Genomic DNA, 13,505 nt, shown 5'->3' on the forward strand with positions numbered 1-13,505 from the left:
GATTCACACGCCAATGACAGCGCCGGGCTCAGACTCCGCGCGGATGCGCACTACATACCCCTTCACCGACCAAGGAACTGCCATGGCTTCGACCGCTGCCCGCCCCGCTTCCAGACCGCTCAACTTTTGGGTGTGTCTGGGTGTGCCCGCTATCACAGCGATCAGTTTGGTGCTGCTTGAGCTGACGTCTCTGGACATGAACCTGGCCAAACTGTTCTACGACCCGGTCGCCGGGGAATTCATCGGACGCCACAGTTACTTCCTTGAAGACATCCTGCATGACCGAGCCAAGCAATTGGTCATCGCCTTTTCGGTGTTTGCGATCATCGGCTTTATCGGCTCGTTTTTCATCGCCAGGCTCAAGCCGTTCAAACGCGAACTGGGTTGCCTGGTGATGTCGCTGGCGCTGGCGACCTCGTTCGTGACCCCAGTGAAAGCGGTGACGGCCGTGCAATGCCCGTGGAGCCTCGAGCAATTCGGCGGCCACGAAACCTACAGCGAACTGCTCAGCCCGCGTCCGCAAACCGACAAGCCTGGGCGTTGCTGGCCTGGGGGTCATGCGGCCACCGGGTTTACGCTGTTTGCGCTGTTCTTTGTACTGCGAGACCGTCGTCCGCGACTCGCGCGCCAAGCGTTTGTGTTTGCATTTGCACTGGGGACGGTGTTTTCCGTGAGCCGGATGATGCAGGGGGCGCACTTCTTTTCGCATAACGTGTGGACGGCGATTTTTTGCTGGCTGATCTGTCTGGGGTCTTACTACTACATCCTGTATCGACCGGCGTCCAAGGCTGAGAAAGCGTCCGAAGCAGAACCGGTTAGCGTATGAACTGACGCCTTCGCGGGCAAGCCTCGCTCCTACAGGGATTTCGCTGGACCTGTAGGAGCGAGGCTTGCCCGCGAAGAGGCCCTTAAAAACCACACAACTTTATGCCGGGCAATAAAAAACCCCGCCGGTTCATCACCGGCGGGGTTTTCATGTACGGGGTAAGGCTGGCTTACATCATGCCGCCCATGCCGCCCATACCGCCCATGTCTGGCATGCCGCCACCCGCTGGGCCGTCTTCCTTGATCTCAGCGATCATGGCTTCGGTAGTGATCATCAGGCTGGCAATCGACGAAGCCGCTTGCAGAGCCGAACGAGTCACTTTAGCCGGGTCCAGGATACCCATTTCGATCATGTCGCCGTATTCGCCGGTCGCAGCGTTGTAACCGTAGTTACCCGAACCTTGCTTGACCTTGTCGACCACAACGCTTGGCTCGTCGCCGGAGTTGGCAACGATCTGGCGCAGTGGCGCTTCTACAGCGCGACGCAGCAACTGGATGCCAACGTTCTGGTCATCGTTGTCGCCTTTGAGCTCGGAGATTGCCTGCAGAGCGCGAACCAGTGCCACGCCGCCGCCAGGTACCACGCCTTCTTCAACGGCTGCACGGGTAGCGTGCAGGGCGTCTTCAACGCGGGCTTTCTTCTCTTTCATTTCAACTTCGGAACCAGCGCCAACCTTGATCACTGCAACGCCGCCGGACAGCTTGGCCAGACGCTCTTGCAGTTTTTCACGGTCGTAGTCGGACGAAGTGTCAGCCACTTGCTGACGGATCTGCAGAACGCGAGCCTGGATGTCAGCTTCAACGCCGGCGCCGTCGATCACGGTGGTGTTTTCTTTGGACAGGATCACGCGCTTGGCATTACCCAGGTGTTCCAGGGTAGTGCTTTCCAGGCTCAGGCCGATCTCTTCGGAGATAACGGTACCGCCAGTCAGAACAGCGATGTCCTGCAGCATGGCCTTGCGACGGTCGCCGAAGCCTGGAGCCTTGACGGCTGCAACTTTGACGATGCCACGCATGTTGTTCACAACCAGAGTCGCCAGGGCTTCGCCTTCAACGTCTTCGGCCACGATCAGCAGTGGACGGCCGGCTTTGGCAACGGCTTCCAGGACTGGCAGCATTTCGCGGATGTTGGAGATCTTTTTGTCGACCAGCAGGATCAGCGGACCGTCCAGCTCGGCAGTCATGGTCTCTGGCTTGTTGACGAAGTACGGGGACAGGTAGCCACGGTCGAACTGCATGCCTTCAACAACCGACAGTTCGTTTTCCAGGCCCGAGCCTTCTTCAACGGTGATCACGCCTTCTTTACCGACTTTTTCCATGGCTTCGGCAATGATGTCGCCGATGGAGCTGTCGGAGTTGGCCGAGATGGTGCCGACCTGAGCGATGGCCTTGGTGTCAGCGCAAGGCTTGGACAGGGCTTTCAGCTCTTTGACGATAGCGATGGTCGCTTTGTCGATGCCGCGTTTCAGGTCCATCGGGTTCATGCCGGCAGCGACGGCTTTCAGGCCTTCGTTGACGATAGACTGAGCCAGAACGGTAGCGGTGGTGGTGCCGTCGCCTGCGTCATCGTTGGCACGGGAGGCAACGTCTTTGACCAGCTGCGCGCCCATGTTTTCGAAGCGATCTTTCAGCTCGATTTCTTTGGCAACGGACACGCCGTCCTTGGTGATGGTCGGAGCGCCGAAGCTCTTCTCGATGATCACGTTACGGCCTTTAGGGCCCAGGGTCGCTTTTACTGCGTCAGCCAGGACGTTGACACCGGCGAGCATTTTCTTGCGGGCGGAATCGCCGAATTTAACTTCTTTAGCAGCCATGATCGATATTCCTTAAATACTTTGTAGTAACGGGAAAATGAGCGGGGAATCAGCCTTCGACGACAGCGAGGATTTCGCTCTCGCCGATGACCAGCAGGTCTTCGCCGTCAACTTTCACAGTGTTGCTGCCGGAGTAAGGGCCGAACACAACCTTGTCACCCACTTTCACGGACAGCGCACGCACTTCACCGTTGTCCAGGACTTTGCCCGGGCCTACAGCGAGGACTTCGCCCTGGTTTGGCTTTTCAGCAGCCGAACCTGGCAGGACGATACCGCCAGCGGTTTTCTTTTCTTCTTCGCTGCGACGGACGACGACGCGGTCATGCAGAGGACGAAGCTTCATTGTCGATCTCTCCTAATTGTGGTTTTCATCGGCCGGTGTATTCCCGGCGGGTTTAACAAATCCGGCGGTGCCGGGTGCGGTTCGTCAAGCGAACCGCGGAAGTCTGTCTGGCGTGATCGCCAGAAACCTTGCGGTGACCGTTACATAAGGGCGCATAAGCTTATTACAAGGGCGGGGATCGAAATTTTTTTGCATCAATGCCCCGAAAACGAACACGGCACCCGAAGGTGCCGTGCAGCTGAAACGCTTTACTTGGAATCGCGGTGTTCGAACTCGCCTTCGATTACGTTCGGCTCGCGGCCCAGCGGCTGCTGCGGAGCAGGACCGCCACGTGGTTGAAGATCATCGGCAAACGCCCGCTGGCGGATCGCTGCCTCTTCAGCGCGCTGGCGCATTTTATTGGCCAGCAGTCGACGGGAGATCGGCAGCAGCATGATCAGACCCAGCACGTCCGTGACGAAGCCCGGCAGAATCAACAGACCGCCCGCCAGGGCCAGCATCAAGCCTTCAAGCATGGTCTGGGCCGGCAACTCGCCGCGGTTCAGGCTTTCACGCGCACGCAACGCAGTGGCCAGACCGGCGATGCGCAGCACGAACACGCCGAGCATCGAGCCGAGAATGATCAGCAGCAGGGCCGGGAAAAACCCGATGGCCCCGCTGACCTTGACGAATACGAACAGCTCCAACACCGGAAACAGTACAAAGAGCAATAAAAAAGGGCGCATCAAATGGTTCCTCAACGCAAGAATGCCTTGCCAGTCTTCCCTAGATGACGTCGCCGTTTCGTGAATTCAAGCGTCAGCCACTTCATTTTTCGGCCAATGCTCGGCGTGAGCCAGGAAAACCAAGGCTTCGCGCACTTGTGTCGGCGTATTACAAGTTGCCTGGAACGGCAGCCAGTACAGGGCCTGGCCAATGCGTAGGTGCATGCCTTCGCTGTCGATACCCGCCAGTTGCGCCGGCTCGGTTTTCGGCAGCCCCGCCAAATCGACGTAGTGGGCGATGGCTTTGGCGTGATCGGCGTTCATGTGCTCGACCATGCTCAGTTCGGCTTTGCCGGCGAACGGATTGGCCAGGGTCAGTTGGTCGACCCAGTGAATCGCACCGAAACCGCCGATGTAACGGTGACGTACAGGCTTGAGCACCCAGAAATCGAAATCGTGGGCCTTGTGGTAGCTCTGCGACTCCGGGAAATAGCGGTAGTAACGCTCGGCCGCCGCTTCGATCGCGGCCTCGTCTTCGAGCTTTTCTGCTTCGGCGAGATAAGTCAGGCGACCAACGGCTTGCACATCGTCGGCCTCACGTTCGCCCACAAAAAGCGAGCATTTCGGATCTTTCTGCAGGTTATGGGTGTGCTGGGCGATGCGGCTGATAAGGATCAGCGGCCGGCCCTGCTCGTCCAGGCAATACGGAACCACGGAGCCAAATGGGAAACCGGGCATCGACTTGGAGTGCGTCGACAGCACCCCGCGGTATTCCTTGAGAAGCAATTCTCGGGCATTCTTGGCCGCTTCAACGCTCAATTTATGACTCCTTATATAGAATCCGTCGAAAAAACGGACAGGCGCCTGGGGATAAGTTCCAGTACGCCATCGGGGCAGTTCTCATGTGCAACCAGGCCACATCAGGTGCAGATCGAGAGGCCCTCTAGGAAGGAAACCACTCTGAACCTGCTATTGGGGCATGCGAATGCAACTCACTGACAAAGTAATCATTATCACTGGCGGTTGCCAGGGTTTAGGCCGTTCCATGGCCGAGTATTTCGCGGGTAAAGGCGCGAAGCTGGCGCTGGTGGACCTGAACCAGGAAAAGCTCGACGACACCGTCGCGGCGTGCAAAGCCAAGGGCGTAGAAGCTCGGGCTTACCTGTGCAACGTTGCCAACGAAGAGCAAGTGACGCATATGGTCGCCCAGGTGGCCGAAGATTTCGGCGCGATTCATGGATTGATCAACAACGCCGGCATCCTGCGCGACGGCCTGCTGCTGAAGGTCAAGGATGGCGAAATGACCAAGATGAGCCTGGCCCAATGGCAGGCGGTCATCGACGTCAACCTGACCGGCGTGTTCCTGTGCACCCGTGAAGTCGCGGCAAAAATGGTCGAGCTGAACAACAGCGGCGCGATCATCAATATCTCCTCGATCTCCCGCGCCGGCAACGTCGGCCAGACCAACTACTCCGCCGCCAAGGCTGGCGTGGCCGCGGCAACTGTGACCTGGGCCAAGGAACTGGCGCGTTATGGCATTCGCGTGGCTGGCATTGCACCGGGCTTTATCGAAACCGAGATGACGTTGGGCATGAAGCCTGAAGCGCTGGAGAAGATGACGGCCGGGATCCCGCTCAAGCGCATGGGCAAACCGGAAGAGATCGCCCATTCGGCGGCGTACATTTTCGAGAACGACTACTACACCGGCCGGATTCTGGAAATGGATGGCGGGCTGCGGATCTAAGGCCTCATAGATCAATGTGGGCGCTAGCCTGCTAGCGATTGAGCGGGTTCAGCCAACTTATTTGTTGAATGTGAATCCGCTATCGCTAGCAGGCTAGCTCCCACAGTTAGTTGTGTTTCAGGCCATCAATCGTCGCTGATGGTGATGTTCGGCATCGCCGGCGACACCGCTTCCTGCAACACAATTCGCGCGCCGACGTGGCGGGCGAGTTCCTGGTACACCAGGGCAATCGGGCTGTCAGGTTCGGCGATCACCGTTGGCTTGCCGCCATCGGCCTGTTCACGGATAGCCATTGCCAGCGGCAACGACGCCAGCAGTTCGACGCCATACTGGTTGGCCAGCTTCACCCCTCCGCCCTCACCAAACAGATGCTCGGCATGCCCGCAGTTGGAGCAGATGTGCACGGCCATGTTTTCCACCACACCGAGCACCGGGATGTTGACCTTGCGGAACATCTCCACGCCCTTGCGTGCGTCCAGCAATGCCAGATCTTGCGGCGTGGTAACGATCACCGCACCAGCCACCGGGACTTTCTGCGCCAGAGTCAGCTGGATATCACCGGTGCCTGGTGGCATGTCGATGACTAGGTAATCCAGATCGCCCCAGGCGGTTTGCGTGACCAGTTGCAACAATGCGCCGGAAACCATCGGCCCACGCCAGACCATCGGCGTGTTGTCGTCGGTCAGGAACGCCATCGACATCACTTCAACGCCATGGGATTCAATCGGCACGAACCATTTCTGATCCTTGACCTTCGGTCGGGTGCCTTCGGGGATGCCGAACATGATGCCCTGGCTCGGACCGTAGATGTCCGCGTCGAGAATCCCGACCTTGGCGCCTTCACGGGCCAGGGCCAGCGCGAGGTTGGCGGCGGTGGTGGACTTGCCCACGCCGCCCTTGCCGGACGCCACGGCGACCACGTTCTTGACGTTGGCCAGGCCCGGGATTTGCGCCTGGGCCTTGTGCGCGGCGATCACGCTGGTGATGTCAACGCGCGCGCTCGTCACGCCGTCGAGGCCTTCGATCGCCATTTGCAACATTTGCGACCAGCCACTCTTGAACAGACCGGCGGCGTAGCCCAGTTCCAGTTGCACGCTGACGCGATCGCCCTGGATGTCGATGCTGCGCACACACCCGGCGCTGACCGGGTCCTGGTTCAGATAAGGGTCGGTGTATTGGCGAAGGACGGCTTCCACCGCTGCGCGATTGACGGCGCTCATGGGCAACTCCGATAGCAAGACTGGAAAATCAGGGGGGTATCCTACGCCGGACATACATTTGTGGCGAGGGAGCTTGCTCCCGCTCGGCTGCGAAGCAGTCGCAATCAGGCAGACGCACTCCTTGCGCCGAAAACGGGTTGGAGGGTTTGGGGCGGCTTCGCCACCCAGCGGGAGCAAGCTCCCTCGCCACAGAAGCATTTTCACGCTCATACTGCCGGTGCATAGGTTTGGGCATTCGATGCAACCGGAAACAGGCTGACGGGGTGAAAAATATGCGCCAGCGCTTTATAGTGGCCGACCTCCGTTTCATCAAGTAGCCGAGCCCCATGTCCGAGCCACGCAAGATCCTCGTCACCAGCGCCCTGCCCTATGCCAATGGTTCGATCCATCTTGGCCACATGCTGGAATACATCCAGACCGATATGTGGGTGCGCTTCCAGAAGCACCGCGGCAACCAATGCATTTATGTCTGCGCCGACGACGCCCATGGTTCGGCCATCATGCTGCGCGCGGAAAAGGAAGGCATCACCCCGGAACAACTGATCGCCAACGTCCAGGCTGAACACAGCGCCGACTTTGCCGAGTTCCTGGTGGACTTCGACAACTTCCACTCCACTCACGCCGAAGAAAACCGTGAGCTGTCGAGCCAGATCTACCTCAAGCTGCGCGACGCCGGGCACATCGCCCAGCGCTCGATCACTCAGTACTTCGACCCGGAAAAGAAAATGTTCCTGGCCGACCGCTTCATCAAGGGCACCTGCCCGAAATGCGGCACTGAAGACCAGTACGGCGACAACTGCGAAAAATGCGGTGCAACCTACGCACCCACCGACCTGAAGGATCCGAAGTCGGCGATCTCTGGTGCCACTCCGGTGCTCAAGGATTCCCAGCACTTCTTCTTCAAGCTGCCGGATTTCCAGGAAATGCTGCAAGCCTGGACCCGCAGCGGCACCCTGCAAGAAGCCGTGGCGAACAAGATCGCCGAATGGCTGGATGCCGGCCTGCAACAGTGGGACATCTCCCGCGATGCGCCGTACTTCGGCTTCGAGATCCCCGACGAGCCAGGCAAATACTTCTACGTCTGGCTGGACGCGCCGATCGGCTATATGGCCAGCTTCAAGAACCTCTGCGCCCGCCGTCCGGAATTGGATTTCGACGCGTTCTGGGGTAAGGACTCCACCGCCGAGCTGTACCACTTCATCGGCAAGGACATCGTCAACTTCCACGCCCTGTTCTGGCCAGCGATGCTCGAAGGCGCCGGTTTCCGCAAGCCGACCGGCATCAACGTGCACGGCTACCTGACCGTCAATGGTCAGAAAATGTCCAAGTCCCGCGGCACTTTTATCAAAGCCCGGACTTACCTGGACCACCTGTCGCCGGAATACCTGCGCTACTACTACGCTGCGAAGCTGAGCCGTGGCGTCGATGACCTGGACCTGAACCTCGAAGATTTCGTGCAGAAGGTCAACTCCGACCTGGTCGGCAAAGTCGTCAACATCGCCAGCCGTTGCGCCGGTTTTATCCACAAGGGCAACGGCGGTGTGCTGGTGTCCGGCAACGCCGCACCGGAATTGACCGAAGCGTTCCTGGCCGCAGCGCCAAGCATTGCCGAGGCCTACGAGGCGCGCGACTTCGCCCGTGCCATGCGCGAGATCATGGGCCTGGCCGACCGTGCCAACGCCTGGATCGCCGACAAGGCACCGTGGTCGCTGAACAAACAGGAAGGCAAGCAGGACGAAGTCCAGGCCATCTGCGCCCTGGGCGTGAACCTGTTCCGCCAACTGGTGATCTTCCTCAAACCGGTGCTGCCGCTGCTCGCCGCCGACGCCGAGGCGTTCCTCAACGTCGCGCCGCTGACCTGGAATGACCACGCGACCTTGCTCAGCAACCATCAACTGAACGAGTTCAAGCCGTTGATGACCCGTATCGACCCGGTAAAAGTCCAAGCCATGAGCGACGCCTCGAAAGAAGACCTGACCGCCAGCGCAACCGACACCGGCAATGCCGCGCCTGCCGGCAATGGCGAACTGGCCAAGGATCCGCTGTCGCCCGAAATCGATTTCGACGCCTTCGCCGCGATCGACCTGCGCGTTGCCTTGATCGTCAAGGCTGAACACGTGGAAGGTGCCGACAAGCTGCTGCGCCTGACCCTCGACATCGGTGACGAGCAACGCAACGTGTTCTCCGGGATCAAGAGCGCTTACCCGGATCCGTCCAAGCTCAATGGCCGTCTGACCATGATGATCGCCAACCTCAAGCCACGGAAAATGAAGTTCGGCATCTCCGAAGGCATGGTGATGGCAGCCGGCCCTGGTGGAGAAGAAATCTACCTGCTCAGCCCCGACAGCGGCGCCAAGCCGGGTCAGCGCATCAAGTAAGTTTCTGCGCTAAATCGATCCCACAGTCGTGCCTGGCGCGACTGTGGGATTTTCATATCAGGCCCCACCCTCCGTCCTTCCCGGATAATGCCTAAGCTTTTTAGAACGCTCTGTTAAAAAGCCCTCTTTCTACCGGCACAATCATGACCGAGATGCTGCTTACGCTTATCAGCGCCGCCCTGATCAACAACCTCGTGTTGCACTGGCCGCTGGGCGTCGATCCGCTGCTGGGCAGCGAGCGCGATCAGGTTCATGCATTGGGCATTGCGACGACGTGTCTGATGCTGATGGTCGGCATACTGGGCTACCCGGCTTATCACTGGCTGCTGGTGCCGCTGGAACTGACTTCGCTGCGTCTTTTCGTGTTCCTGCCATTGAGCGTATTGCTGATCGGTCCGCTGCTGAAAGCGCTTTCCCGGTTACTTCCAAAGCTTGCGTTTGATGGCCTCTGGCCGTTGCTGCTGGGCAACGCGGGTGTGCTGGGGCTGGCATTGCTCAACGCTCAGGACGACAAAGGATTCTTCCACGCCACCGCCCTGTGCCTCGGTGCAGGACTGGGGTTCTGGCTGGCGCTCAGCCTGTTCAGCGACTTGCGCCAGCGCACAATCGAAAATGATATTCCCCTGCCCTTTCGCGGCCTGCCGATCGAACTGATCGGCGCCGGACTGATCGCAGTGGCTTTTCTCGGATTCAGCGGGCTGATCAAAACATGAGTCTGATTCAACGCATCGACGCCCTCTTGCCGCAGACCCAATGCGGCAAGTGCGGCCACCCCGGATGCAAGCCTTACGCCGAAGGCATCGCCAGCGGCGAGCCGATCAACAAGTGCCCGCCAGGGGGCAGCGAAACCATCTCGGCGCTGGCCGAGTTGCTGCAAGTGCCGGTGCTGGAACTGGACGTCAGCCGCGGCTCGGCACCGGCGCAGATCGCTTACATCCGCGAAGCCGAATGCATCGGTTGCACCAAATGCATCCAGGCGTGTCCGGTGGATGCCATCGTCGGTGCCGCCAAATTGATGCACACGGTGATCATCGACGAATGCACCGGTTGCGACCTGTGTGTCGCGCCGTGCCCGGTGGATTGCATCGAAATGCGGCCACTGCCTTTGGCCACGGTGCTGCCGATTGTTGGTGGCCTGGCGTTCAGCCTTGAGGAACAACGGGCGCGCACCGCCAAACGCAATCATGCGCGGCGTCGCTTCGAACAGCGCAACGCCCGTTTGCGCCGCGAGGAAGAGCAGAAACTCGCCGAACGTCAGGCCCGCGCTCAACGCGCCACGCCGCAAAACGAAGTGCCGACGCTCGACCCGGTTCAGGCTGCGCTTGAGCGGGTGCGTGCGCAGAAAGCGGCAAACGCCGATGCGGCGTTGAAAAAAGCCAAGATCGACCTGGCGATGAGTCGTGCGCAACTGAACAAGTCGCTCAAGGCGTTCGGGCATCCGCCCACCTTCGAGCAGCAGTCGCAATTGATCGTGCTGCAACAGCAATTCGAGATGGCAGAGCAAGCCTTGGCCAAGCTGGAAAGCAGCGCGCCGCCCATCCCCGCACCGGCACCCGCCGCGCCAGCGAAGGATGCCGAGCTGAAACGGGCGAAGATCCAGCTGGCCATGCGCCGCGCCGAACTCAACAAGGCGCGAACCGGCGAAGCCGCAGCTGAACAGATTGCAGCGCTGGAACGCGCTGTGATGGACGCCGAGCATCAGGTGGATGCCTATGTCGCCCCTTGAATCGGTGGACGAACGCCTTCAGCAGGCCATGAAGCTGGTGTTGCTGGCCACGGTGCCGGGCATGCTGGCGTTGTTCTGGTTGTATGGCTGGGGCGTGTTGATCAACCTGATTTTGACGGCTGTTACCGCATTGGCGGTTGAAGCTGCGGTGCTGCACCTGCGCAAGCAATCGATCAAGCCAACGCTGAGCGACGGCAGCGCGCTCGTCAGCGCGACGTTACTGGCCTTGGCCTTGCCGCCTTATTGCCCGTGGTGGCTGACGGTCAGTGCGGCGGCATTCGCCCTGCTCGGTAAACACCTTTATGGCGGGGTTGGCAAAAATCCGTTCAACCCGGCGATGCTTGGTTTTGCCCTGGTGCTGGTGACCTTTCCCCAACAGATGACCCTCTGGCCATCGGCCCACGGCATGAGTCTGCTCGGTGGCTTGCAACAGGTCTTCGGCTTCGGCCAGGCGCCAGATGCCTGGGCCCAGGCCACGGCGCTGGACAGCCTGCGAATCAACAAAAGCCTGACCATGGATGAACTCTTCGCGAGCAATCCGGCGTTCGGCCATTTCGGCGGACGCGGTGTGGAATGGGTCAACCTGACCTTTCTCGCTGGCGGCGTGTTTCTTCTGCAACGGCGGGTGTTCACCTGGCATGCACCGGTCGGCATGCTTGCCAGTCTGTTCATCATCAGCCTGTTGTGCTGGAACGGTTCGGGCTCCGACTCCCATGGCTCGCCGCTGTTTCACTTGCTCACCGGCGCGACCATGCTGGGCGCGTTTTTTATTGCCACCGAGCCGGTGTCCGGCGCGAAGAGCCCCGGTGCCCGATTGTTGTTCGGTGCCGGCGTGGGAATACTTACTTACCTGATTCGTACTTGGGGCGGATACCCCGACGGTGTAGCGTTTGCCGTGTTGTTGATGAACCTTGGCGTCCCGGCGCTGGAGCGGTTAGTCGCGTCCAGGCAGGAGCAGATGGCCCCATGAACCGAGCGACGAGCGTTGTGATGCTGGTGCTGCTGGCCGGGTTGGGAATTGGCGTGACGTACGTCGTGCAGCACGCCAGCGAACCGCGCATCAGTGCGCAACAGCGCTTGATCGACAGCCGCAACCTGCTGGACCTGCTACCGCCAGACAGCTACGACAATCAGCCGTTGGACCAGCCACTCGCCCTCGAAAACATCCGGCTGTCCAACAGCACGCTGCTGGGCGGCTATTTGGCGACCAAGGCCAGCCAACCGAGCGCGGTGTTGCTGCGCAGCCAGACCTTGGGCTACGAGGGCTCCATCGAGCTGCTGATCGCCATCGGCGCCAACGGCAAGTTGCTGGGGGTCAAGACCCTCAAGCAATCGGAAACCCCTGCCCTGGGCGGCAAGATCGCCGACTGGCCCAATACCTGGCTTCAGGTGTTTACCGGCAAGTCGCGAAACGACCCCGGCGACACCGGCTGGGCCTTGAGAAAAGACCAGGGTCAATTCGATCAGATAGCGGGCGCGACCATTACTTCACGGGCGGTAATCAGCGCCGTTCATGACGCGTTGCGTTTCTTCGACGAACACCCGCAACAGCTAATCGGGAGCAGTGCGCATGAATAAGACATCGACACTGCGCAACTCTCTGATGCTTGCGCCTCTGATCGGCGCTACGCAGGCCTGGCCGACCGCTCTCGGCCTGTGGCTGATGTTCTTCGTAGTGATCAATGCATATGACCTCAGCATGGCCGCCTTGCGATCACGGCTGATCCCGTCCACCCGCTTGCTTGCCAGCATCCTGTTGGCCGCCACGTTGACCAGTTGCGCGGAACTGGCCTCGCAGGTCGGGTCACTTCAATGGCATCAGCACACGGGGATCTATGCAGGATTGATCGCCTTGCAATGTGTGGTGCTGGAGCACAATGGTTTTTTCCAGGAACCGCGGCTTGATCGCCTGCGTTTGTGTGGCCTGTTTGGCGCGCTATTGGTGGGGCTAGGCCTGCTGCGCGAGGTGATCGGCAACGGCGGTCTGCACCTGGCCACGCTGGTCCCTGGCGGATTCATTCTCTTGGGACTGCTGATCGCCGCCTGGCAGGCCTGGCACCGACCGACTCCCTCACACTGACCGACTTCGAGGAAACGCACTGTCCATGAATGCCGCAAAACGTCTGGAAATTTTCCGCAGGTTTCACGAAGACAACCCGGAACCGAAGACCGAACTGGCCTATTCCTCGCCGTTCGAATTGCTGATTGCGGTCATTCTGTCCGCCCAGTCGACCGATGTTGGTGTGAACAAGGCCACCGCCAGACTCTATCCGGTGGCCAACACGCCGGCGGCGATCTATGCCTTGGGCGTCGAAGGGCTGTCGGAATACATCAAGACCATCGGCCTGTTCAACAGCAAAGCGAAAAACGTGATCGAAACCTGTCGTTTGCTGGTTGAGCGCCATGGTGGCGAGGTTCCGCACACCCGAGAGGAACTGGAGGCGCTGCCCGGCGTAGGCCGCAAGACCGCCAACGTGGTGCTCAATACCGCTTTCCGGCAACTGACTATGGCCGTGGATACCCACATTTTCCGAGTCAGCAACCGCACGGGCATTGCACCGGGCAAAAACGTGGTCGAGGTGGAGATGAAGCTGATGAAGTTTGTCCCCAAGCAATACCTGCTCGATTCACACCACTGGCTGATCCTTCATGGACGCTACGTTTGCCTGGCCCGCAAGCCTCGTTGCGGGAGCTGCCGGATCGAAGACCTGTGCGAATACAAGCAAAAGACCTCGGACGATTGAGGCAGTA

At 59.8% G+C, this 13,505-nt stretch carries 14 protein-coding genes; 9 read left to right on the forward strand and 5 right to left on the reverse strand.

Translation table 11 applies throughout. The annotated features are described in order from the left end of the window. Positions 1-82 precede the first annotated feature (82 nt). On the forward strand, positions 83-826 hold the full coding sequence (locus tag FHL16_RS27690; protein ID WP_077749885.1) for a phosphatase PAP2 family protein: 744 nt from the start codon (positions 83-85) through the stop codon (positions 824-826). Positions 827-995: 169 nt separating this feature from the next. Here the strand turns inward: FHL16_RS27690 and groL are convergent, their stop codons facing one another. From groL to FHL16_RS27710, 4 genes are all read right to left on the reverse strand, one after another. Next, positions 996-2,639: a chaperonin GroEL gene (gene groL, locus FHL16_RS27695; protein WP_008155543.1), complete on the reverse strand. Its 1,644-nt coding sequence runs from the start codon at positions 2,637-2,639 to the stop codon at positions 996-998. A 49-nt stretch (positions 2,640-2,688) separates the two neighbouring features. Beyond that, entirely contained in the window at positions 2,689-2,982 is a 294-nt protein-coding gene (locus FHL16_RS27700) for a co-chaperone GroES (protein ID WP_007948593.1), read from the reverse strand. A gap of 248 nt (positions 2,983-3,230) precedes the next feature. Beyond that, complete coding sequence (locus FHL16_RS27705) at positions 3,231-3,707, reverse strand: FxsA family protein (RefSeq protein ID WP_010457646.1); 477 nt, start codon at positions 3,705-3,707, stop codon at positions 3,231-3,233. A gap of 66 nt (positions 3,708-3,773) precedes the next feature. Further along, positions 3,774-4,505, reverse strand: a complete 732-nt coding sequence (locus FHL16_RS27710) for a HugZ family pyridoxamine 5'-phosphate oxidase (RefSeq protein WP_010457648.1) — start codon at positions 4,503-4,505, stop codon at positions 3,774-3,776. Positions 4,506-4,671: 166 nt separating this feature from the next. Between FHL16_RS27710 and FHL16_RS27715 the strand changes: the two genes are divergently transcribed. Continuing rightward, entirely contained in the window at positions 4,672-5,430 is a 759-nt protein-coding gene (locus FHL16_RS27715) for an SDR family oxidoreductase (protein WP_077749886.1), read from the forward strand. A 125-nt stretch (positions 5,431-5,555) separates the two neighbouring features. Here FHL16_RS27715 and apbC read toward each other — a convergent pair whose 3' ends face one another. Then, complete coding sequence (gene apbC / locus FHL16_RS27720) at positions 5,556-6,650, reverse strand: iron-sulfur cluster carrier protein ApbC (protein ID WP_010457651.1); 1,095 nt, start codon at positions 6,648-6,650, stop codon at positions 5,556-5,558. Positions 6,651-6,976: 326 nt separating this feature from the next. Between apbC and metG the strand changes: the two genes are divergently transcribed. The 7 genes from metG (at position 6,977) to nth (ending at position 13,498) form a co-directional block, all read left to right on the forward strand. Beyond that, the gene (gene metG / locus FHL16_RS27725; protein WP_077749887.1) at positions 6,977-9,028 is read left to right on the forward strand and encodes a methionine--tRNA ligase; all 2,052 of its coding nucleotides are present in this window, start codon (positions 6,977-6,979) and stop codon (positions 9,026-9,028) included. A gap of 143 nt (positions 9,029-9,171) precedes the next feature. Next, the gene (locus FHL16_RS27730) at positions 9,172-9,741 is read left to right on the forward strand and encodes an electron transport complex protein RnfA (RefSeq protein ID WP_077749888.1); all 570 of its coding nucleotides are present in this window, start codon (positions 9,172-9,174) and stop codon (positions 9,739-9,741) included. Next, complete coding sequence (gene rsxB / locus FHL16_RS27735; protein ID WP_077749889.1) at positions 9,738-10,754, forward strand: electron transport complex subunit RsxB; 1,017 nt, start codon at positions 9,738-9,740, stop codon at positions 10,752-10,754. The genes FHL16_RS27730 and rsxB overlap by 4 nt, the downstream gene beginning before the upstream one ends. After that, on the forward strand, positions 10,741-11,724 hold the full coding sequence (locus tag FHL16_RS27740) for an RnfABCDGE type electron transport complex subunit D (RefSeq protein ID WP_077749890.1): 984 nt from the start codon (positions 10,741-10,743) through the stop codon (positions 11,722-11,724). The genes rsxB and FHL16_RS27740 overlap by 14 nt, the downstream gene beginning before the upstream one ends. After that, a complete protein-coding gene (locus FHL16_RS27745) occupies positions 11,721-12,332 on the forward strand; it encodes an RnfABCDGE type electron transport complex subunit G (RefSeq protein ID WP_077749891.1) in 612 nt (203 codons plus the stop codon). Before FHL16_RS27740 ends, FHL16_RS27745 begins: the two co-directional genes overlap by 4 nt. Further along, positions 12,325-12,834 (forward strand): Rnf-Nqr domain containing protein, encoded by a 510-nt coding sequence (locus FHL16_RS27750; protein ID WP_077749892.1) that lies wholly within the window; start codon positions 12,325-12,327, stop codon positions 12,832-12,834. The genes FHL16_RS27745 and FHL16_RS27750 overlap by 8 nt, the downstream gene beginning before the upstream one ends. A gap of 25 nt (positions 12,835-12,859) precedes the next feature. Next, positions 12,860-13,498 carry an endonuclease III gene (nth, locus tag FHL16_RS27755; protein WP_010457663.1) on the forward strand — a complete coding sequence of 213 codons (639 nt, stop codon included), beginning with the start codon at positions 12,860-12,862 and terminating at the stop codon, positions 13,496-13,498. Positions 13,499-13,505: the final 7 nt, after the last annotated feature.

This window comes from Pseudomonas sp. FSL W5-0299 (assembly GCF_005930655.1).
Taxonomy (GTDB): Bacteria; Pseudomonadota; Gammaproteobacteria; order Pseudomonadales; family Pseudomonadaceae; genus Aquipseudomonas; species Aquipseudomonas mandelii.